Source organism: Geopsychrobacter electrodiphilus DSM 16401 (genome assembly GCF_000384395.1).
Lineage (GTDB): Bacteria > Desulfobacterota > Desulfuromonadia > Desulfuromonadales > Geopsychrobacteraceae > Geopsychrobacter > Geopsychrobacter electrodiphilus.
The window spans coordinates 2,443,375-2,464,977 of sequence record NZ_ARWE01000001.1; the positions used below are offsets into that span (position 1 = coordinate 2,443,375).

A 21,603-nucleotide genomic window follows, 5' to 3' on the forward strand; every position below is an offset into this window, starting at 1 on the left:
AAGCTCCTTATTTTGCTTCTGAACAGGGGATACAGACCTGGCCTGCGGCAGTATCCTGCAACTTGTTGATGAAGGTCAACTCGCCACATTTGACACAGGGGTAGGCTTCAAAGACCCCTTTGCCCTGGGGTACCTCAACCTGCTTGATCGTGCTGATATTGAGGAATTTTTCTTCCGGCATCTTCAGAATGTTGTTCACCATCGGATCCGCCACTTCGGCTGGAATATTCTGCGGTGCCACGCCGGCCTTCCGTTGCTGAACAAACGGAGAATTCAGAGCATTGCTGAAGAATTCCGGTTTGAGCGAGACCCGCACAGAGCGGCCGGATTTGGCGTCGATCAGGGTGAAGGCCATCTTATTGTAATAGAGCTTCTTGATATTTGACTTGCCATAGGTGCATCCGGTCGCGGTCATCAGGCCATCAAGAAAACATCCGGCGGCATGCCCTTCTCCTGTTTCAGAGATCAGGCGCAGCTCTTTGTCCTGCGAGCGTTCAACGCCCAATGCCTTCATCGCCGCCAAACCGGCACGCAGCCCCATGGGCATGGCCGGGCATTTGTGTCCGTGAAATTTCATCCCAGTTTCAAACAGTTCATTCAGGTTTTCCATGAAGATCTCCTCGGTTTAGTGTTAAATATAGTCAGCGGTCAAACCCTGAACCATGCTGACCAGAACTTGCGCTTAAGCAAGGCCCTGCAAGTTAGTAAATCCCACCAACAGCACCTCTGAATTGAGCAGCATGGTCACCAGCAGACGCGCGCCTGACATGGTTTCATCCTGTAAGTGACGATGAAGACCGGACGAGCTGAAACTCCTTATTTTTCTGCCGCGCAAGGAATACAGATCAAGCCATCCGCCGAATCTTGCAATTTGTTGACAAACGTCAGCTCCCAGCACCGGGCGCAGGGTTTGACATCGAACATTCCTTCCCCTTCAGGCAAATCGATCTGTTGGATTTCACCTATTTCGAGAAAATTCTCTTCGGCCAGATTAAGGATCTTCTCAACCTGAAAATCAACGTCTTCAGACGGAATATTCTGCGGCAAAACACCCGCCCGGCGCTGTAGAACAAACGGAGAGTTCAGTACCTGATTAAAAAAACTCGGTTTGAGGGAGACCCTTATTGACCGACCGGTCAAGGTGTCAATCAGGGTGAAGGCCATCTTGTTGTAATAGAGCTTCTGGATGTTCGACTTGCCATAGGTGCAACCAGTTGCGGTCATAATACCGTCGACAAAGCAGCCAGCAACATGGCCAGCGCCCGTCTCTGACACCACGTGTAGTTCCTTGTCCCGGGAGTGCTCAACGCCGAGCGCATCCATGGCCGCCAGACCGGCGCGCAGCCCCATCGGCATGGCAGGGCATTTGTGACCGTGAAACTGCATGCCAGCTTCAAATAGATCATGTGCATTCATCACAGATTTTTACCTCCGTTTAGTTTTTCAGATAATCCGCGATCAAGTCGTGGACAAAGCTGACAAATTCCGGCTTCTGGTTCTCACCGAAATCCCAGAATTCCTCGACGTTCTTCCAACGCACCGGCTTGCCATCTTCTTCACGCACCAGCACCAGCGACTTGTCGGCAAGACCATAGTCCTTGATGTAATGCTTGTTCTCCGGCAGATCAAAATTGATTAATTGCCACTGTAGTGAGCCGTTTGCCAGCTCTTTGGGGAAGGACTCCAACGCGGTTTTTGACCAGTCTTCAAAGGCCAGGCAGGTGCTGCAGCGCACATCGCCGTGAAAATAACGAACCAGCACCTGAGCTTGGGCCTGGCTCTGGCCGGGGGTAAAGCCCATCAGCAGTAATGGCAGGATGAAGGTCATGATCAGAAGCTGAGCAATTTTCTTGTGCCGTTGTTGCATGTTGTCGCCTCCCCCAAAAATGGTTTTATGCGGCCGTGTAGAGCAACCAGAAACCGCCGGCAATGACCAGGGTTCCGCAAACCCGTTTAATCCACTGAGTGCCTCTGGAGCCGGAGCTCCAGTTAAGATACTGCTGGACCTTTTCGGTAAAGGTCCCGGCAAAGACAATCACCGAGCAGTGGCCGACGCCGTAGGCGAACATCAAGGACGCGGCGAAGAGCATGCTGTGGTTCGCTTCGGTAAAAGCGACCCCGAGCACCGGGCCCATAAAGGCGAAGGTGCAAGGGCCGAGGGCGACACCAAAGACCAACCCCAAAATCAAGGCGGCAAGCAGCCCCTTACGCCCTATATTGATCTTGCCCGGTCCCGACCAGGGCATGGGAAACAATCCCCAGAGATGCAGCCCGAACAGAAAGAAAATCGCCGCCACCAGCCAGTTGCCATAAACGCCGAGGTCACCGAGCATCCGCCCGGCTAACGCAGTCAGCAGTCCGATCAGGGCGATGGAAAGCAGAATGCCGACCGCAAACAGGTTGGAAATCACAAACGCCCGGCGGACACTCATGCGCCCCTGGCCATCGATGAACCCGACGATCAGCGGAATGCTCGCCAGGTGGCAGGGGGAGAGCAGGATGCTCAGCACGCCCCAACCCACGGCGGCTGTCAGAGCAATGGCCGGGGCAGCGTAAACGCCATGGCTCAGGCTGGTCAGCAGTTGCTCGATCATTCCTTCGGTTCCGTAAAACGGTAGCCAAGCTCCTGCCACTTGTTGAGGATATCCTCGCGAGCAAAGAAGCCAGTATGCCGATAAAGTTCCTGACCTTCGGGGGCGAAAAAGATCTGGGTCGGGATCATCTGCACACCGTAGCTGGCGGCCTCATCCCGATTTTTCCAGGCATCGACAAACTGAACCTCCAGACGTCCGGCGAAGTCGGTTTTGAGGGATTCCAGGATCGGCGCCATCTTGATACAGGGGATGCACTTGTCGGCGCCGACATCGACCAGCTTCGGCAGCGGGTTGGCCCAGGCAGTGCTCACCGGAAGCACCAAGACCAGCGCCAGGATAAGCAGTGTTTTCAATTTAGACATGGTCATTTCCCCAACAGTTTTTCAATCTCAGCTACCGCCGGGACCTTACCGGTCAGCAGTACCTTGCCGTCGACCGCGAGGCCCGGAGTGGTCATAACCCCGAAACTCATGATCTGGTTGATATCGGTGACCTTCTCCATTTGATAATCAAGGCCGAGGTTGTCGGCTGCCTGCTTGGCGCTTTCGGCCAACTTCTGACATTTGGCACAGCCGGTGCCGAGGATCTGAATCGTCTTCATGGTCAATCTCCTTTTAGAAAAATGCGCCAAAAATTAAACCGCTGACGGTCGCCATCACCATCACCAGCAGCACAAAAACCACAGTCTTTTTGGCCCCCATCACGCTGCGGATGACCAGCATATTCGGCAGCGACAGGGCCGGACCAGCGAGCAGCAAGGCCAGAGCGGGCCCCTTCCCCATTCCGGCGCCAATCAACCCCTGCAAAATTGGCACTTCGGTCAGGGTGGCGAAATACATGAAGGCCCCAAAGACCGAGGCGAACAGGTTAGCACCCAAAGAATTGCCGCCGACCAGCGAGGCGACCCAGGCCGAGGGGATAAGCCCTTCGTGCTCCGGACGACCAAGCAAAACCCCGGCGATCAGCACACCGATCAGCAAAAGCGGTAGAATTTTCTTGGCAAAATCCCAGCTCTCCTCGAACCAGGCGCCCATCTCGCCGTCACGGGTGCTCTTTAAATTACTCAGCAGTGAAAGACCGATGACACCGAAGGTGAAGGCCAGTTCCGGGTGTTGCGGCAGAATGACCGCCATCAACAGCGCCGGCAGACCAGCGAGCAGTATCCGACCGAAACCGAGCTTGAACCAGGTGGCGAGCATCACCGCCAGGGCGATGGAGAAGCCGGCAGTGATCCACCATTTGGCAGCGTAGATATCATGCCAGAGGCCGCTAGTCTCAGCGGTCTTGCCCCAGTTGGCAAAGACCAGAATCCCGACCATGCTGGCAAAATAGAGCGCGGTCTGCCACAGCGGTCGACCTGCGTCCTCCTCACCCATAAGTGGTGCGGCGGCGGCTTTTTCGGCCTCCTCATGGCGGAAGAAGAAGTGCATCAGCAGGCCAATAATAACAGCGAAAAGGATGGCTCCAACCGCACGCGCAATGCCCATTTCGGGGCCAAGAATCCTCGCGGTCAAGACAATCGCCAGGATATTGATCGCCGGACCTGAGTAGAGAAAAGCGCAAGCCGGACCGAGACCGGCGCCCATGCGGTAAATACCTGCGAAGAGCGGCAGAATAGTGCAGGAGCAGACCGCGAGAATGGTGCCCGAGACCGCCGCCACGCCATAAGCGAGAAGTTTGTTGGCCTTGGGACCGAGATACTTCATCACCGCCGCCTGGCTGACGAAAACCGCCACCGCACCGGCGATAAAGAAAGCCGGCACCAGACAGAGCAGCACATGCTCACGCGCGTACCAGCGGACCAGATAGAGTGATTCGATCAGCGCCGCCTGCACCCGTGGCATATCAACCGGCAGGAAAAAACAGCCCGTAAAGACGACGATGATCCAGAAGAGTGGTTTCCACTCAGTTTTCCAATTCATGTTAACCCTTATAAGTATTTGGCAATATCGCCAAGAACCTGGTTAATAAAAAGCGCCGCTTAAATGCCAGCAGGACATTTTAGCAGGCGCAGTTGGTTGCTTCAGACTCTCCGTTGATAACGGCTTCGATGCAGCCGAAAAAGTTCAGGATACAAGGTGTGACAAGGCGATAGAAAACCTGGTTGCCACGTTTGTCATCGACCACGATTCCGGCATTTTTCAGCACACTCAGGTGCTTGGATACGGTAGAGATGTCAAAACCGACCATGGCGGTCAACTCACAGACACAACACTCCTGACGCGCGAGCTCCTCAACAAAGAAGAGGCGGACCGGGTGGGCGAGAGCCTTGATAATGCGGGCGCGTTCGGTGAAATGTTTTGGATCATATGACATACAGACCTCCATCTACTTGGCAATATAGCCAAATAGATGGAGGTCTGTCAAGGCAGATGTCAGGAATTTCGTGAAGGTCCAAAACTGCCGCAGCAGGAGATATCGAGGCCAGTTCAGCGGATAGATCTCTTAGTAAGGAGAATCAAGTTCGCCTATCAGATGAATCGAGAGCTCTTCGCCAGCCTCAAACCGGCCACGTTCGGCAGGAAGAACCGCAATTCCATTAGCCCGCAGCATGGTACTCAGAATGCCGGTGTTCTGATCGCCGGAACTTGAAGCCAGCAGATGCTCGCCTGTATCAACCACCCGCACCCGTAAAAACTGGACCCGCCCCGGCTTCTTGCTGAAGTTCTCTTTCAGGCGTGCCTTGACATACGGTTTGATAAGCCGTGAATGTCCCATCATTTTCAGCAACGCCGGCCGCACAAATTCCTCAAAGGTGACCATCGACGAGACTGGATTACCCGGCAGCGAGAAGACTGGCGTGCCATCTTTAAAACTAAAGGCAGTCGGACGGCCGGGTTTGATGTCAATCTTCCAGAACAGCCGTTCGACCTTCAACTCCTGAAGCACCTCACAGACCAGATCACGATCCCCCATCGAGACCCCGGCGGTGGTGATCAACACGTCGGCTTTAAGGCCAGCAGTCAGTTTTTCCTTAAGGCTCTCATGGTCATCGCGGGCGATGCCTAGCAGCAAGGGCTCCGCGCCAACTTCGCGGATCGCAGCCGCCAGAGAATAGGCATTGCTGTTGATAATCTGTCCCGGGCCAAGGGGATCCCCAGGCTCGACAAGTTCGTCTCCGGTGGAGAGGATTGCAACCCGGGGCCGCCGGATTACAGCGACCTGGCTGTAACCGAAGGCCGCAAGGATGTTGATCCCGGCCGGGAGCAGAATACTCCCCGCAGCGAGAACCTCCTCCCCCTGTTTGACATCTTCACCGCGCTTGCGGATGTGATCGCCGACCTGAACTGCCCCCTTGATAAAAACCTGATCGCCGTTCTCCTGTGTCTCCTCAACCGGAACAATCGTATCGCAGCCCATGGGGACCGGGGCACCGGTCATGATCCGCACCGCCGTCCCGGGTTTAACCTGAATACCCTCGGCGCTTGCGCCGGCAGGGATGTAGCCGTCGATCCGGAGCGGTTGATCCGTCCCGCAATCCTGACTGCGCACGGCAAAACCGTCCATGGCTGAATTGTCCCAACTGGGAAGATCGCAGAGCGCACTGAGAGCGGAGGAGAGAATCCTGCCGCCGGCCTCAACCAGCGGTATCGATTCCGCCGGCAGAATCGATACTTTTTCGAGGATCAACGCTCTTGCAGATTCAAAACTTTCAGCCATATTTTTCCTCCTTGGCAGGATTAAATTCAAAAGGTGAGAGGGGCCTGTCGAGAAGGCGTCCGTTTTCGATACACAGCATCTCACCACCCAGGCGCCCCGGTTGTGTCAGGTCGTGAGTTGACAAAATTACTGTGACTCCAAATTCAGGCAAGCGACTGAGCAGGGTTTCAAACGACGCCAGGCTCTTGCTGTCAATATTTGATGTCGGCTCATCCAACAGCAACACTGCTGGTTCTAAAACCAGAGCACGCGCCAGCGCCACCCGTTGAATTTCGCCACCGGAAAGTTCTCTAGTTTTACGCTGTTCAAAGCCCTTAAGTCCAACCCTTTCCAGGGTCGCATTGATACGCCGATGTTGCTCTTTGCCGCGAATACCCCGCAGTTTCAGCCCAAAGGCGAGATTATCCGACACGCTTCCCGCCAGGAGATAAGGGGACTGTTCAACCAGGGTGATCTTCTGCCGCTGCTGAGCCAGGCTTGCGGACTCCATATTGGAAAAAATGATTCTGCCTTTTTGGGGCACGATTAATAACGCCATGATCCTGAGCAGAGTACTTTTGCCCGCACCGTTCAGGCCAGTTAGAGCATAAATCCGTCTCGGCAGCAGCTCCAGGCTCTCTATTGACAGGCTGAAGTTCTCTCCTTGAGTGAACAGGATATCTTTGAGAACAAGGACCGGTTCCATCAGGTCACCTTTGCTGTAACAAGTTCAGAAACAGATTAACCACCAGAGCCACGCTTAACAGAACAATGCCAAGGGAGAGGCCAAAGGCAAATTCCCCCTTGCTGGTCTCTAGCGCGATCGCTGTGGTCATGGTGCGCGTCACACCACGAATATTGCCCCCGAGCATCATCGCCACGCCGACTTCGGCGATCACCCGGCCGAACCCGGCAATCACGGCGGCCATCACCCCGAAACGGATCTCCTTCAGCAGTTGATTCGCGGCCTGAAAGCGCGATGCCCCTAAGGTGATGACCGTGCCCATGATTCGCGGATCAGAGCCATTGACAGCGGCCAGCACATAATTAGCCACAATCGGCGTGGCCAACACCGTCTGCCCGGCGATCATCGCCCAGGGAGTAAAGAGCAGCCCCAGACTACCGAGCGGTCCCTGCCGGCTGAAGACACCAAAAAGAACGAGTCCGACCACCACCGTCGGCAGCGCCATCAGGGTGTTGAGCAGGGTGATGATCAGGCGTCGGCCACGAAAGCGATCAATCCCCAACCATAGGCCAGCCGGAATCCCGACCAGCGCGGCGAACAGGATTGAACAGCTCGACGTATAAAGGGAGGTCCAGACAGTAAGCTGGACCTCCCGATCAAAACTGAAAATCAGCCCGACGGCGGTAATAAATGAGTCGGCCAGATAGCCCAAAGTAACTCCTTATTGGACGTAAAACAGTTGTTCGCCGCTTCTGTGGTAGCCGGTGATCAAAGCCTTGCCCTCAGCTGAGGTCAGAAAGTCGATAAATTTCTGTGCCAGTTTAACCTTGACGGCCGGGTGCCGCTTCGGATTGACCATAATAACACCATAAGGGTTGAACAGTCGTTTATTCCCTTCGACGACGATGTGCAGTGGGGTTTTTTCTTTAAAGGCCAGATAGGTGCCACGATCACTCAGGGTATAACCCTGACGCTCACCGGCCATGATGATAACCTGACCCATTCCGAGTCCGGCGTCCAGGTACCAGGAGCCGGCCGGGGTAATACCAGCCGCTTTCCAGAGTTGCTTTTCACGGGTATTGGTCCCCGAATCATCACCACGCGAGACAAAAGTTGACTTGCTGCTGGCAATTTTACGCACGGCGGCTACGGGATCGCTGGTCCCTTTGATCTTGGCCGGATCACTATCAGGGCCGAGAATGACAAAATCGTTATACATTACGTCACGCCGACCAACCCCGAACCCCGCGGCGACAAACTTGTCTTCCTTGCTGCGGGCATGCACCAGGACGACGTCAACGTCGCCGGTTTCGCCGAGCTTGAGTGCTTTGCCGGTGCCGACGGCGATCACATCGACCTTGCAGTCGTTGGCTTTTTCAAACGGCGGGAGTAGGTAGGCAAGCAGCCCTGAATTATCGGTCGAGGTGGTGGTCGCCAGACGCAGGTGCTCGGTGGCGAAGGCGGGTGTGGCGAGGAGCAGTAACAACAGGAAAATCGATAAACGACGAAACATGGAGGTTCTCCTTCGGATAAGGCCCCGGCAAAGCTGCCGGGGCCGTGCTTGATACAACCATAAAAATCAATAATAGAACTGCGCCTGCAGGCGGAAGATGGTGTCATCCTTGTTGGCCGAACGGTTATCCGAAACCAGGGTGATGTCGGACTGAAGTTTTAGCGCCTGCTTGGCGAAGTAATAGTTGGCACCCAACTGGGTTTCATGTTTATCGAACTTGGCCGAAGCGTTGGCGTCGGTTGATTTGATCGCCGAATAGCGTGCGCCCAACTCCAGAGTTTTTGGAATAACCTGATATCCGGCCTGAACATAGTAGCCGTCGGCTGTCCAGCTGGCCCCGAGCTGCGGAGCAGCATTGAGGTTGTAGTACTCAGCGGCGAAGCTTGCGCCCATCCAGCGCGCGTTGACGTTGGCGGTTAATTGCCGCCAGGTCAGATCGGTACCATAGGCTGCGGTGAAGGTCGTCGGCGTCAAGCCGTCAAGATTAAGGGCCACGTCCATCACGTCGTTATCAGTACCGAACTTTGTGCCGACATCGTTCGGTCCGACCTTCTCCCAGGCAAAGGAACCGCCGATATTCAGCAGCGGTTTGTCAGTCGCCCAACCGGCTTCGTCCATCTTGTAAGCGCCAAAGGGGTTGATGTCGACGCGGCCGGCGAGCATGTTATTATCGTCTGCGTTACTGACGTTCGGACCGTTGCCATTAAACAGACCGATGCGGTAATCGATCAGCTTGTCGGCAAAGCTGCCTGCGGCCTGGATACCCTGGTCACGGCCGAGGTTGAAGGTATCATTGGCCAGCGAACGCTCAGGAAAAAGCTGCTTGCCAGCGCCGGTCAACTCCTGGCGCGCCTGCGGTGGCTTGAACTGGCCAACCTGCAGGGTCAGAGTCGGCGCAAACTTGTATTTAACGAAGACATCTTCAGTGCGGAAGCCGCTCGAAACGTCCCCCTGCAGCTTGTAGCCAAAGTTTTTACTGAACACGTTGCCGTCAACCACCAACTTGAAGCGCCGGATATCGAAATCACTCTTGTTATCTTTTGCCGCATCATCCGTGTTGGTAAAACGGTAGATCAGCTGGGCGTAACCGCCGATATGCATCCTGGAGATGCCGTCCGAGCTGGTTGCAGTCAACCCCTTGCCCGGGGTGTATGCGACCGGGCTGCTCTTACTCACCTCTGCGTAATCGGCAGCCGTAATCACGCCCTTGTCTTTAAGAATGTCCTCCAGCGTCCGCGCCTGAGCATTCATCGCCGGCCAACACAGGAAAACCATCAACCCGCACAGGGCAACCCCCACCAATTTTTGCACTTTCATCTGTTTTGTCCTCCAAATATTAAATAACACGTAAGTCGCTCAAGCCAGTCCTGAGCCATTTATCAACAGCAGGTATCTGTTGAATTTTTCATATGTCTTTATTGCCGCCGAATACCTAAACCAGATCCTATTATCGCGACTCCAAATGAAACCGCACCGGTAACAACACCTCACATGCTACCGGTTGATTGTTGGTTGAAGCAGGGACAAACTTCGCCCGCCTGACCGCAGCCAGGGCCGATTCATCAAACCCATAGCCGGCCGATTCGACCACCTCGGCAGATTGCAATTGTCCGGTCCTGCTCAGCCTCAGCCTCAAGACAACTCGCCCTTCGCGGCCCAGACGCCGGGCATGCAACGGATAGACCGGTCTTATGCTGCCCAGTACCCGAGGCCCGTTAGCGGCACCGAAATGGGTTAGCAGCGGCGACTCCACTGTGCCGCCACTAACCGCCGCTGAGCCATTCGCCGTTAAAGCGACGGGACTGGAGGCCTCCAGCATTGACCTGGGCATTGACCTGGGCGTTGACCCGGGCATCGACCCTGCCGTCACCAGCTGTCTCGCCGCCGGAGAGAACTTTGCCGGAGGTGGTACAACTCTCGGAGGTGGTACAACTCTCGGCGGTGGTACAACTCTCGGCGGTGGTACAACTCTCGGAGGTGGTACAACTCTCGGCGGTGGTACAACTCTCGGCGACACCGGTTGAACACGATGGACGATTTGAGGCGCCGATTTCATCGGGATTAAGGTCCGCCTTGCTGCCGGCCGGGTCGTTACAGACGAACGGCTCGGAGGCAAGCCCTGCAGCCAGAGAGCTGGTTGCTGGCTTGCACTTTTAAGGCGCACGGCAAATATCTGTGACCGACCAGGGAACAACCTATTCAGCGGCGACCAAAATACCAGCAATAATCCTGCGTGCAGAACCAAAGAACAGAGCAAAAAAAACAGCAGTCCCCGATGCCGCCTGACTGGGTTCAACTTCAGTTTCAGAAGCGACTGCCGCTGACCTGTCTCAAAGGAGAAGGCATAAGGTTCTATATGTGACTCAGGTCTCCGATCTGCAGAAGAAAGTCTCATCGGCGACCTCCACTTCGAGATACCGGGTTGACGGCGCATTGTCCTCAAGCCTCATTTTTGCATCCACGCTGGAGCTGTAAGTTCAATGACAAGGTCATTTGTTTCAATAGTTCTTCAACTGCTGCCGCGAACAGGTCCGCCATACCATCCCTCCCTGTTCGCGCACAGCTTCCAGCAACAGTACCGATTGCCCCTCCAACAATACCGTTTTAATCTTCTCACCGAGCACAACCTCTTCACCGTCGGATGGCGTCAGTCCATCCAGGGTACGTACGCAGTCGACCAACGGGTGAGCGCGCAAGGCAGAAATCTTAATCCGCTCCGCCGGCATTCCGAAGCGCAGCTGCCCCTTGAGTCGTCCGTCGTTCCCCCCCAGACGCAGCCCGACACCTGCTAAAGCCCCAATCACCCCCTGACCTGTACCACCATGCTCGGAAAGGTGGATGTCCGTTTGGCGGGCCAGGGTATAGGCCTCATTCTTGGTCAATACCTGCTTTTTGGCTGCCCGACCAAAGGCGAGCAGAGCCGACTCATCACCCAGGTCGGCGGGAATCATTACACATAGACCAGGGTCGGATTCCGGAGCAGATTCCTGCAACAGGAAGCGTCCGGCATAATCAATAAATTGTTCCACTGGGCAGTTTTCATTGAGGGAAGCGGCGAAGCACATGGCGCTGTTGTGCGAGGTGTAAGGGATGTCGGGGTGAACCAGCAACTGATGACGCGTCACATAGCTGCTGCTGCCCCAGCCTTGTTCTTCAAGCTGAAGCGCCAGCATTGAAGCAAGCTCGCCGGTGCCGCGACTCTCGAGGTTATCGGTATCATCGATACAAACCAAAAGATTCATTGTCTCCTCCCATTCGTGGCGGGGCTGAGCACGCTATAAGCCCTCAACCGACGTAAAACCGGTGGGATTCCCATGGCCCCGATACCACCAAAAGCCATGGCAGCAACAGCCTCAAGTAATGAATGGCGCCAGACAATGGCCGGATCCATGCCGATCAATAAATCTAGCCCGGCGGTCCCAAAAAATTTACTCGCCCCGGCTACCGCACCAACCAGAGCACAGAGCAGAACGCTGCCGAACAGCCACGGCAGAAGCAAGGCACCAAGGTCGACTGCCAGTGCCGGCAACAGGAATTTGCTTATCACCAGGGGCCCACCTTTGCCCATCCCTAACAGAGCTGCGGCCATCCCGGCCAACAGGCCAGCGATACTGGCCGCACCACGAAACTGCACACAACCACGCGCCAACAAGAGGAAAAAAGCGGTAAAAAACATGGCATGACCTGAGATCCCCAGGTGCCAGCGCAAAGCGGCCTTGGTGATGATCAGCAACGCCGCACAGAAGCCGAGAAAAAGTGATTCTTTGAGGGATATTTGATTCATGACTACGTCTCCTGATCATCCGGCCAACAGGTCCGGCGGGGAAAACGCCCAAATTCGCGGGTCCGGGCGGCACAAGATATATTATCCGCAATCTCAAGCGCCCGAACGACAACCGGCGCCACCAGACAGTGCAGCAGATCGCCCCAGTGCCCAGGCCAGAGCTGATCCCGTGGTCTGATTCTGGCCCCACGTAACCTTTGGGCCTCGTAAATTGCAGATATTTCCGTCAGCAAAAGGGGTAAAAATTTGAGCGAAGTTGTCAGGACAAAGGCACTTCGCGCCGGCAGGATCTTCCCCAGGGCGTTCAGCATGCGACTGCCCGAATCTCCTGAGAGCAGGATCAATCCAGGCAAAAAGACCAATAACAACTGCCAACTGATCCTCAAACCAGGCATTAACCCCTGCGCCATGCCATAGCGCAACACATAGAGAGCGGTCACCATGCCACCCTGCCACAAACAGACTCGCCCCCCCCGCACCAGGACCTGGCGGTCCAGTCGATGGACAAACAACAACGCCAGGTTGGCCACACTCAGACAACCGAGGGCTACCGGGTCCTGAGTGAGAATTGCTCCGAGAGACAGGAAGAAACAGAGACCAAGAGCCACCCCGGCAGAGAGTCGCGGAGGACTCTTCGGTTGCTTCCTGCGCAGTTGTTGAAACAGTAAGCTAGTGCCGGACAAGACGTCCTCCTGTTATCCCCAAGGTGACATGATTCCACTCACCATCCTGTGGCGGGTGATGACTCGTCCAGAGAATTGTCGTCCCGCGTTCTTTAACGCACAGCTGCAGAGTTGCCATCACCTGTCCCGCCGTCACCGGGTCAAGCCCCGCCAATGGGTCGTCAAGCAACAGCAGTTCCGGTTCCCGGGCCAGTACCGACGCCAGGGCGACCAGATGCTGCTGGCCGTAGCTGAGGTGATGAGGTGAACGCCCGGCCAGATGTCCAAGCTGGCAACCATCGAGGACACGATCAACCAGGATTTTCACCCTCTCACGCCGCATGCCGCGCCGCCGCAGGCTGAACGCGACCTCATCGAAAACAGACGTTTCAAACAACTGCCGGCGCGGGTTCTGGAAGAGATAGCCAATGCGACTATGCGGCCAGTCCACTACTGGCGGTTGGCCACAGATTCGGATGCTACCGCGACAAGGACGTATGAGCCCTGCCAAACAACGCAGCAAAGTTGTCTTTCCCGCCCCGTTTGGAGCACAGAGCAGGGCTTGCTCACCACCCTGCAGCAGCAGATCAACCTCCTGCCAGGCAGGAGAGGCGTCCATGGCGGCGACCGTCACCCCCCGCGCCTCCACCACTGGTGGACCATCCCCTGTCAGCAGCGGATTAGACAGGCACCCCGGATGAAACGGCGGGTCGAACACCTCATCCGACAGCCGACCTGTGGCCTCCAGCCTCCACTGCCGGTCTATCACTGTCCTGAGTGGCCCGGGTCGGTGTTCACAGAGCAAGACGGATAGACCTTGAGTTTTTAACCTGGCGATGATCGCCGCCAGGCTTTGCAATCCCTCTTCATCGAGTTGCCCGGCTGGCTCATCGAGAATCAGCAGCGCCGGGTCCATGACCAGTTGAGCCGCCAGCAGCAGGCGATATTTCTGGCCCATCGACATGCGCACGGTTGGATGATCAAAGGGCAGGTCGAGACCGACAGCATCAAGTGCGGCGCGAACCCGCCTCGGCATCTCGGTCGCCGGTAGGCAGAGATTCTCAAGGCCGAAGGCGACTTCGGCGCCAATACTTTCAGTCAAAATCTGGGTTTCCGGGTTCTGCAACACCAGCCCGACTGCGGTACGTGCTGTTCCGGGGACGCTGGGAAGAAGTAGACTTCCTTCCTGCCGGCCGGGGGGCAACAACTCTTTTAGAGCCAGAGCCAGTGAGGTCTTTCCCGAACCGCTGGCACCGCTCAGCCAGTGACACTCGCCTTGCGGAATTTCCAGGGAGACGTCTCGCAAGGTCCAGTTCGAGGCGCCGGACCAGGCGTAAGAAAACCTTTCCAGCCGAACCACAGTTGTCCCTTCAATCACCCTGTTCAGAAGTGATACTCCGCACCTGCATACAGGGTGCGCCCAGGCTGGGGTAGCCCATAACTCTGTTCGTAATTTTCATCCAGCAAATTGTCAGCTCCGACGTAGAGATCCAGCCGCTGCTTCAACAGTTGCTGGTCGAACTTGGCGTTCAACACCACATAGTCATTAAGACGCTTCTTCTGAGTGCCGGTATTATCATAAAAATATTGCTGCGCCACATAGAGCAGAGAGGCATCGGCAGTCAACCCGAAGGGGAAGAGATAACGCGTTTCGAGGGTGGCCTTATCACGGGGCCGGTACTGTAATTCATCTTTACCGCTTCCGGCAGAGCGATCTTCGCTGTGCATATAGCTGTAACTTCCACGTACAAGAAGATGTTCCACGTAACGATTTTCTATTGTGATTTCAGCCCCTTCAAAGCGGTACTGCTGAAAATTTTCGTAATGATCGGTGATATCATTCTTTTCAATAAAATTCCTGGCATCAATCAGAAATCCGGACAATGACAGGTTGGTAGCACCAGGAAGTTGCTGGTCGATTCCAGCTTCGTAATGCTGGCTACGCTCGGCAGACAATGTCTCGTTGCCACGCGTGACATCATAAAGCTGGCTGATCGAAGGGAAGCGCACCTTACGACTATTGCTGGCATGCAGGCGCGTTTCGGAGGAGAGGTCGTAATTGAGACCAATCAGGTAGGAACCGAGCTGCTCGGTTTTACCATTATCACGGCGTTGTAAATGATCCGCCCCGCCCAGAACCAGACCGAGTTTTGGTAACAACTGGAGTTCATACTGCAGGGCCGCTGAATAGAGCTGTACATCGCGCTGCAGATCGAAAGGTGTTGTCGTCAGCGTGCTGCCGCCACCACCGCCACCACCACCACCGCCACCGCCGCCACCGCCACCGCCGCCGCCGCCGCCCGTAGAAGCCGCGATCTGGAACCCATCTGCATTCCAGTGACTTCGTTCGCCAAGCAGTGCCAGAGTGGTTATACCTTTGGTCTGCCAATCTCCCCGGAGTTGGAGATTAACGCCGGTATTATCGGTGGTGGAGTCACTGCGCGAAGCGCCGCTGGCCACCTGGGTCGTAAATGCAGAATTGTCGTAGCGGTTCTCCAGCATTCTCAAGCGGTTAAAATAAACCCAGCCCCGGCTGCTGAAAGTCCCGGACAGTTGCTGGTCATAGGCAAGCTGGCCAGCGATACCTTCAAGGTCATCGACCCGATCAAACTTGGCGTTTTTGCTGAAAGGGTCAGTTGCGCTGGCGTTCGTTACCGGCGGAACACCATATTTGCCCTTGCGGTATTGGAGACTCGCTGCCAACTGGGTCTTTTCCGAAGGGGCCCACCCGAGGTTGGCAAAGAGGTTCTGACGCCGATTATCACTATTCAAACGCTCTCCGCCATTCTGGGCAGGGGTGGGGAGGAAATCGTCAGAAAGCTGAAAGCTGCCCCCCTGATAGACGCTGCCGCTGACGAAAACATCAACATTATCGCTGCCAGCTCCCAGCGAGAAGTGGGAGAGCGAGTTATTGTCCTCCGCAACCTCAGTGCCAAGGGCTCCATGCAGGCCCGGCTGGCCCTTTTTAGTGATAATGTTGATCACCCCGCCATTACCTCCCTCTCCATAGAGAACCGAGCCGCCGCCGGTCGTAACCTTAATTGACTGGATATTCTCGACGCCGAAAGTGCTCGGATCAAATTGGCCATCGAAGGTCGAATTAATCGGGATCCCGTCAAGTAGCAGTTGAACGTGACGAGTCCTGAAGCCACGGATGTCGATACGCGGTGTCCCCTGATTGCCGGTCTGCACCAGCACTCCAGGGACCAGAGTTAATGCCTCATCCAGAGTACGGGCACCGCTCGCCTTAATCTCGGCAGCCTGAATGGTGTGGACAGTTCCGACAGCTTCGACCCCGGCCTGGGGTGCGGAAACAACGACCTCGCCCAGCGTGTAGAGCTGCGGCACAGACTGATCGGCCAACAGGGGGGACGCCATGCAACAAATAGCCAAGCCCACCACCACAGCAATTAGCAAACGGACACTAACCATAACTTTCATTTTCACCTCCTAAATTACCAATAAATCCAAAGTATTAAATACAGACCGTCACTGTAAAATTAATGGCGGTGCAACCCGAACGGCCGATTAAGGGCGGCCACCGATTCTTAGCAATTGAAGTTTCCTCCTGCTATTCAACGCCGATAATCACGTTCGATGCTTCGATAATTGCGCAGGCCTCGTCCCCTTCGACCACACCAAGGCTGCCAACTCCACCTGCCGTCACTGTGGCCGAGATAGTGTCCCCACCGCCAATATCAAGGACCACCGCTCCCATGACCGCGTCAGTTCTGACACTGACGATTCTTCCAGACAGCTGATTCCTCGCGCTGATGCGCACCGACCCGAGGTCACTCGAGATTAATACCGAGGACGCCTTGATCACGGCATAGACATCTTCACCTTCGACAAGGCCGAGGGTGTCAACGCTCTCAGCAGTGATAATCGAATAAATGCGATGCCCCGATTTAAGTTCAAGACACACCTCCGCAAGAAGATTTTCGACTTTGATGTCTCGAATAATCCCGTAGCAGACGTTCTTGGCGCTGATCCGCATGGAGATTCTACGCATGAGATTCAAGGCACGATCTAGATCGTCCGCATTCTTGCCAATATTGAGCAGGGCCTTACCGTGCTCTTTCTCGACCATACGGAACATCTGGATCAGGCTTCGCCCTTCCTCGGTCAAAAATGTTCCCCCGCCGGTGCGTCCCCCCGTCACGTTAACTGTCAGAGGTTTATCAGCCAGATTATTCATGCTGTTGACCGCATCCCAGGCGCCTTTATAGCTCATACCCGCAGCTTTAGCGGCTTTGGTGATCGAACCATGCTCGGCAATTTTCTCCAGCAACTCGATCCGCCGGCTCTGAAGAAACGCCTTGCGGTTCTTGTTCAGCCATAAGGGGGCTGCGAACTCGACCATTTGATCCGCCTTCTTTTCCATGATGTCCTTTCATTAGCAGCCAGAGCGCTGTATAGACTACTACATAACGCATGATACATCAAAACCTAACAACACTGCCTGAAGACTTATTGTGCAAAGTCAGCCGCCTGGCATAAGTTGTTGTGCCTGGATGAGGGTATTCACACCTGCGAGCGGTTCTTAGACTGGAATCTCGTCAAACTGCATATCCAGCAAATTGATCGACAGCATCCTCTTGCCTAATGGTCGTCCCTGCTCTAACAATAATTTACAAGCTTCGGCTACCTGCAGACTGGCAATCACGGCTGGCGTAAAGGACGGATTTCCCAGCCCGGCTTCAACGCCTTTACCGCCGCTCCAGTTTGCATAGAGCTTTTGCAGTGTTCCATCACCGGGGTAGACGGTGACAACCTGCCCATACCAGCCGGCAATCGCACCATGCACCAGCGGAAGCACCATTTGGCTGCATACATCGGCCAGCTCGAGCCTGGTCGGGATGTTATCAACCGCGTCAATCACCAGGGCGACTCCGTTTAACATGTCACCACCATGCTCAAGATCGAAAGCCGCTTTTATCGGGGTGACTCTGACAGCCGGATTAATTGCAGCGATTCGTGTCACTGCCGCTTCGGTCTTGGCCACACCAAGCGAATCAATGGTCGAGAGCAGTTGGCGATTCATATTGTGCTCTTCGAACACGTCGGGATCGATGGCGACAATCTGACCGACGCCGAGCCGTGCCAACTCTTCCAGAATATATCCCCCCAACCCGCCGCAACCGACCACCGCAACCTTGCTCTGAAACAGCTGCAGTTGTTGCTCTGTCGAGATCATCTGTTGATTACGCTGATAGCGGGTAGGAAGGTAGCCACCCTGCAGGATCAATTCTTCGGCTGCAGCACAATCCAGTTCAAAATGGGACATCATCTCACGTTGGCCAACCCAACTCAGCAGATGGCCTTCAGCTTTTTCGGCCAGAAATCGTTTAACGCTCATCTCAACCTCCACCGACCAGGGGAAAGATCGCCAGGAGATCCCCCTCAGTTAGAGGTTGATCCATTTTGGCATGAACCGCATTGAGGAGCAGGATTCCGACCTCACCTGCAGGAATATTCAATTCCCGGACAACATCGCCGATCAGGGTTTGATCCGGAAATTCCCTGAGTTCTACCTTGAAGCGCCCAGTCTGAAATGAGGCGAAGAGCTTGACGGTCACTTGCATTTTGTTTCTCCCTGCCCCCTGACTCTGATGATACGACGAAATAGTTATTGGCGTGCGTGCTCAACCTGTGAATTCAACCTTGAGAAGAATCTCAGCGTCAGGGTCAGCACCACGAACCCGCTTAATCAAACTGGTGAAATCCAGCGGCAAATCGCCCCAGAAGGCGGCACCTCTCCCCGCTAAGAAGCCATCATCCTGCGCGCTCAAAAAATTATCCAGCTCAGCGCTGGACAGACAAACACCATGACCGAGAAAAATTGCCCCCAGTTCTGTCATCACCAAATTAAACAGTTTAATCCTGATACGGCCGATGCCGCTTTCGATCCGCTGCTGGTCCTTACATGAGATATCTCCGCGCATGGCGGCAAGATGACTTCCACGGCGCATCGTGGTGCCAACCAGACCTGGCATGGCCGAAGAGAGTGCTAACGTAGAGCCATCATTGACATACGAGGTTTTCAAATCGTCTATCGGTTTAAAATCCAGGAACAGCGTCGTAATTCTCTCAACAATATAATCTTCAGCGATACCGAACTGGTCAGTCAACAGATCCGCGACACTGCAACCGGTCTGAACTTGCAACCAAACCCCCTGTTGCAGAAACAAAGAGAAGGCAGGCAACCGCTCAAGGGGCAGAATCAAACGTAATGATTGTTTCTCAGTCATAAACCCTGACCTTCAAGTGCGTTAAAAAGACTGTCTCTTTAATCGATTTTCAGAAAAAAAGGGGAGACCTGATCCAGGCCTCCCCTTCAGCTTAGTTGTTATTACTACCAGTTGTAAACTTCGTCCAGCTCCTCATCGGTCACACCGAAGGTGAGGTTGTGTGGTGGCAACTTTTCAGACTGGAAGAAGCTCGGCAGACGATCATCGGCGGGACCGAAGCCGGCGGCCTTGTTGAACTCACGCTCCACGGACAGAACATTCTTGCCCAAGGCAACCACGTCGTCACCGGTCATCTCAATCCCATAGAATCCGCCCAGCAAATCGAGCAGGGATTGGAAGGTCTCCGGTTGGTCAAGAATCGGGAAGGCGATGAACAGGCAGAGCCCGGTGGAATCGATGGCGGTGGTTGCAATCTGCAAGTTACGCGACAACTCAACCTGGCCTTCAGGTTTCAAGGGATCGACATCGCCGCCGACCTTTAGGATGTTGGTAGCAACGGCATAACCAGCAGTGTGATCAGCGCCCATGGTGCTGGTCGCATAGGTCACGCCGATCCCCTGGACGGTACGCGGATCATAGGCAGGCAGCGCCTGATTCTTGACCACAGGCACACGCGTAACACCGAAGGCCTTGCCGACCATCCCGGCGCCGCCGCCGAGGATACGTCCCAAGGGAGTCCCCTTGGCAACTTCATCGCGCAGCAGGCTGACGGCACCTTTGCCGTCGCCAAACTCAATCACACCACCGTCCATGGCGACGCCGATGGCGACACCCATCTCAATCGTATCGACGCCGACGTTGTCGTCCCAGTAATCAAGAGTCGCGATGGTATCCAGATCGCTGATACCACAATGACCACCGTGGGACCAGACAGTCTCGTACTCGGGCTGTTTGGTCAGGTAGTTACCGTCTTTATCGTTATAGATACCGGAGCACTGAATGACGCAGCCACGATGGCAACCGTGAGTTGCTTTTCCACCGCGTGAAATCTCAAGTTCAGCCTGGGACTCGCCGCTGATCTTGGTCGCGCCTTCAAATTGTCCGCTCTTGAAGTTACGGGTCGGATAGCCGCCAGCTTCGTTAAGGACGTTGGTCAAGACGTTGGTCCCGTAGGCTGGCAAGCCTTCACCCGAGACCGGGTGCTTACGGATCCCTTCAACGAAGGCGCGGTTAGCTGTTTTGAATCTCTCAGCGTCTTTGGGTGCACGGTTCGAACAACCGGCATCATCAAGAATGATAACCTTGACCTTCTTGGAGCCCATAACCGCGCCGACACCGCCGCGACCACAGTGACGGGTCGGGCGCAGCTCAGGATCGGTACAGGCGATGGAAGCCGAAGCCATCAAGCGCTCACCGGCAGTTCCAATCGACATGTAAGCAACCTTGTCGCCGTATTCCTTTTGCAACTTGGCAATCAACGGATAGTTGTCGAGCAGTTTATTGCTGTTGTCGACACTGATTTCAACCCGGTCCTTATTGATATGAATTTTGTAAAGGTCATCCCCTGCGGGTTGTCCCTCAATGACGATCGCAGCGTAGCCAAGACGCGCAAGCACCTGAGCCGCCTGACCACCGGCGTTCGACTCTTTGATGCCACCGGTCAGCGGGCTCTTGCAGCCGACCGAGATACGCCCGGAGATGGCAGCAGCAGTTCCACTGAGCATACCTGGAGCGATAACCAGTTTGTTTTCAGCACTTAAGGGATGACAATCCGGCGGAACCTCTTTACCAACGATCATCGAAGTCGTTGCCCGCCCCCCCAGAGCAGCATATTCCCCGGCGGCTTCAGTACTTTGTTGCGGCCCACCGGCAGCACTCATATTAATTCTTAAAATCTTGTCCATTCTCTTCTCCCTATAAAGTGTAAAAGAGGTTGCACGAAAAACTCCTTTCCATCAGGGAGGCAGAATCATTTCCAATTCTACCCATAGGTCCTTCGCCATGAGGAGATCCCTTTTAGGCAACCGGACTCGGAGCTGTAGGTTTCAAATCATCAGTCGTTAAGACTGTGAATCTGGTTGTTCTGCAATGCAAGTGCCACTTTATAGAACAATGGTTGATATGTGAAAATAAAATCTCAAGTGCATAAATCAGCCGGAAATTAACCGTTTTAATTCTAGCCCTGATACGCATATTGGCAAGCTGCTGATAGAAATTTTGTCAGTATTTACAGGACAAACAAGGGAACAGAAGGCAGAAGAGCTGGGGAGATTATGAACACTGGGGAGGATTTCTACACCACGGGGATAACTTGCTCCCCAAAAACCTGGCCTATATAAAGACGAGAAGATACCAAATATATTTTCTCTATAGCTGAACAGCAGATTTTTGGTCTGCTGGTATTGATCAGGCATGACCTTGTGGGTTTCTCGCCCGATCCCTGATTCTTTGTAGACGCCAAAGGCTGAATGTGCCAGATAGGCATGATAGCAGTTGGTCCGCAGGCGCCCTGCCTTTATCGAAGGCCCATGCAAT

25 protein-coding genes, 1 pseudogene and 1 riboswitch are annotated in these 21,603 nt (G+C 54.8%); of the genes and pseudogenes, 1 reads left to right on the forward strand and 25 read right to left on the reverse strand.

Going from position 1 to position 21,603, the window contains the following annotated elements:
• Positions 1–7 precede the first annotated feature (7 nt).
• The 14 genes from D888_RS0111545 to D888_RS23660 all read right to left on the reverse strand — a co-directional run bounded on the left by D888_RS0111545 (position 8) and on the right by D888_RS23660 (position 10,184).
• The gene (locus D888_RS0111545) at positions 8–610 is read right to left on the reverse strand and encodes an FmdE family protein (protein ID WP_020676715.1); all 603 of its coding nucleotides are present in this window, start codon (positions 608–610) and stop codon (positions 8–10) included.
• A 206-nt stretch (positions 611–816) separates the two neighbouring features.
• A complete protein-coding gene (locus D888_RS0111555) occupies positions 817–1,416 on the reverse strand; it encodes an FmdE family protein (protein WP_020676716.1) in 600 nt (199 codons plus the stop codon).
• A 19-nt stretch (positions 1,417–1,435) separates the two neighbouring features.
• Positions 1,436–1,867: a nitrophenyl compound nitroreductase subunit ArsF family protein gene (locus tag D888_RS23160; RefSeq protein ID WP_020676717.1), complete on the reverse strand. Its 432-nt coding sequence runs from the start codon at positions 1,865–1,867 to the stop codon at positions 1,436–1,438.
• Between the two features lie 25 nt (positions 1,868–1,892).
• Positions 1,893–2,594 (reverse strand): cytochrome c biogenesis CcdA family protein, encoded by a 702-nt coding sequence (locus D888_RS0111565; RefSeq protein ID WP_020676718.1) that lies wholly within the window; start codon positions 2,592–2,594, stop codon positions 1,893–1,895.
• Positions 2,591–2,956, reverse strand: coding sequence for a thioredoxin family protein (locus tag D888_RS0111570; RefSeq protein ID WP_020676719.1), 366 nt, complete (start codon positions 2,954–2,956; stop codon positions 2,591–2,593). Before D888_RS0111570 ends, D888_RS0111565 begins: the two co-directional genes overlap by 4 nt.
• Before the next feature lie 2 nt (positions 2,957–2,958).
• Positions 2,959–3,195, reverse strand: coding sequence for a thioredoxin family protein (locus tag D888_RS0111575; protein WP_020676720.1), 237 nt, complete (start codon positions 3,193–3,195; stop codon positions 2,959–2,961).
• Positions 3,196–3,208: 13 nt separating this feature from the next.
• Positions 3,209–4,516: a permease gene (locus D888_RS0111580; protein WP_020676721.1), complete on the reverse strand. Its 1,308-nt coding sequence runs from the start codon at positions 4,514–4,516 to the stop codon at positions 3,209–3,211.
• Positions 4,517–4,595: 79 nt separating this feature from the next.
• Positions 4,596–4,910 carry an ArsR/SmtB family transcription factor gene (locus tag D888_RS0111585; protein ID WP_020676722.1) on the reverse strand — a complete coding sequence of 105 codons (315 nt, stop codon included), beginning with the start codon at positions 4,908–4,910 and terminating at the stop codon, positions 4,596–4,598.
• Between the two features lie 129 nt (positions 4,911–5,039).
• On the reverse strand, positions 5,040–6,254 hold the full coding sequence (locus D888_RS0111590) for a molybdopterin molybdotransferase MoeA (protein ID WP_020676723.1): 1,215 nt from the start codon (positions 6,252–6,254) through the stop codon (positions 5,040–5,042).
• Positions 6,247–6,939: an energy-coupling factor ABC transporter ATP-binding protein gene (locus D888_RS21490; RefSeq protein ID WP_020676724.1), complete on the reverse strand. Its 693-nt coding sequence runs from the start codon at positions 6,937–6,939 to the stop codon at positions 6,247–6,249. Before D888_RS21490 ends, D888_RS0111590 begins: the two co-directional genes overlap by 8 nt.
• A gap of 4 nt (positions 6,940–6,943) precedes the next feature.
• The gene (locus tag D888_RS0111600) at positions 6,944–7,630 is read right to left on the reverse strand and encodes an ABC transporter permease (protein WP_020676725.1); all 687 of its coding nucleotides are present in this window, start codon (positions 7,628–7,630) and stop codon (positions 6,944–6,946) included.
• A gap of 9 nt (positions 7,631–7,639) precedes the next feature.
• Positions 7,640–8,431 (reverse strand): ABC transporter substrate-binding protein, encoded by a 792-nt coding sequence (locus D888_RS0111605; RefSeq protein ID WP_020676726.1) that lies wholly within the window; start codon positions 8,429–8,431, stop codon positions 7,640–7,642.
• Between the two features lie 66 nt (positions 8,432–8,497).
• Positions 8,498–9,748: a porin gene (locus tag D888_RS0111610; RefSeq protein ID WP_020676727.1), complete on the reverse strand. Its 1,251-nt coding sequence runs from the start codon at positions 9,746–9,748 to the stop codon at positions 8,498–8,500.
• A 130-nt stretch (positions 9,749–9,878) separates the two neighbouring features.
• Entirely contained in the window at positions 9,879–10,184 is a 306-nt protein-coding gene (locus tag D888_RS23660; RefSeq protein ID WP_169513283.1) for an energy transducer TonB, read from the reverse strand.
• Here D888_RS23660 and D888_RS0111620 point away from each other — a divergent pair.
• Complete coding sequence (locus D888_RS0111620; RefSeq protein WP_020676729.1) at positions 10,123–10,455, forward strand: hypothetical protein; 333 nt, start codon at positions 10,123–10,125, stop codon at positions 10,453–10,455. The genes D888_RS23660 and D888_RS0111620 overlap by 62 nt on opposite strands.
• 474 nt (positions 10,456–10,929) lie before the next feature.
• Here D888_RS0111620 and D888_RS0111625 read toward each other — a convergent pair whose 3' ends face one another.
• The 11 genes and pseudogenes from D888_RS0111625 to D888_RS24880 form a co-directional block, all read right to left on the reverse strand.
• Positions 10,930–11,673, reverse strand: a complete 744-nt coding sequence (locus D888_RS0111625; protein WP_020676730.1) for a hypothetical protein — start codon at positions 11,671–11,673, stop codon at positions 10,930–10,932.
• On the reverse strand, positions 11,670–12,215 hold the full coding sequence (locus D888_RS0111630) for a hypothetical protein (RefSeq protein WP_020676731.1): 546 nt from the start codon (positions 12,213–12,215) through the stop codon (positions 11,670–11,672). Before D888_RS0111630 ends, D888_RS0111625 begins: the two co-directional genes overlap by 4 nt.
• Positions 12,216–12,217: 2 nt before the next feature.
• Positions 12,218–12,898, reverse strand: coding sequence for an energy-coupling factor transporter transmembrane component T family protein (locus tag D888_RS21495; protein ID WP_020676732.1), 681 nt, complete (start codon positions 12,896–12,898; stop codon positions 12,218–12,220).
• A complete protein-coding gene (locus D888_RS21500; protein WP_020676733.1) occupies positions 12,885–14,237 on the reverse strand; it encodes an ABC transporter ATP-binding protein in 1,353 nt (450 codons plus the stop codon). Before D888_RS21500 ends, D888_RS21495 begins: the two co-directional genes overlap by 14 nt.
• 23 nt (positions 14,238–14,260) lie before the next feature.
• Positions 14,261–16,318 carry a TonB-dependent receptor plug domain-containing protein gene (locus D888_RS21505; RefSeq protein ID WP_020676734.1) on the reverse strand — a complete coding sequence of 686 codons (2,058 nt, stop codon included), beginning with the start codon at positions 16,316–16,318 and terminating at the stop codon, positions 14,261–14,263.
• 130 nt (positions 16,319–16,448) lie between these two features.
• Complete coding sequence (locus D888_RS0111650) at positions 16,449–17,261, reverse strand: TOBE domain-containing protein (RefSeq protein WP_020676735.1); 813 nt, start codon at positions 17,259–17,261, stop codon at positions 16,449–16,451.
• A gap of 159 nt (positions 17,262–17,420) precedes the next feature.
• On the reverse strand, positions 17,421–18,236 hold the full coding sequence (locus D888_RS0111655; protein ID WP_020676736.1) for a HesA/MoeB/ThiF family protein: 816 nt from the start codon (positions 18,234–18,236) through the stop codon (positions 17,421–17,423).
• Position 18,237: 1 nt separating this feature from the next.
• The gene (locus D888_RS0111660; RefSeq protein ID WP_020676737.1) at positions 18,238–18,462 is read right to left on the reverse strand and encodes a MoaD/ThiS family protein; all 225 of its coding nucleotides are present in this window, start codon (positions 18,460–18,462) and stop codon (positions 18,238–18,240) included.
• Positions 18,463–18,522: 60 nt separating this feature from the next.
• A complete protein-coding gene (locus D888_RS23165) occupies positions 18,523–19,128 on the reverse strand; it encodes a hypothetical protein (protein ID WP_020676738.1) in 606 nt (201 codons plus the stop codon).
• 104 nt (positions 19,129–19,232) lie between these two features.
• Positions 19,233–20,972: an aldehyde ferredoxin oxidoreductase C-terminal domain-containing protein gene (locus tag D888_RS0111670; RefSeq protein ID WP_020676739.1), complete on the reverse strand. Its 1,740-nt coding sequence runs from the start codon at positions 20,970–20,972 to the stop codon at positions 19,233–19,235.
• 25 nt (positions 20,973–20,997) lie between these two features.
• Positions 20,998–21,116: riboswitch (molybdenum cofactor riboswitch) on the reverse strand.
• Between the two features lie 297 nt (positions 21,117–21,413).
• Positions 21,414–21,596: pseudogene (locus D888_RS24880) on the reverse strand (aldehyde dehydrogenase); the annotation flags it as partial.
• Between the last annotated feature and the right edge of the window lie 7 nt (positions 21,597–21,603).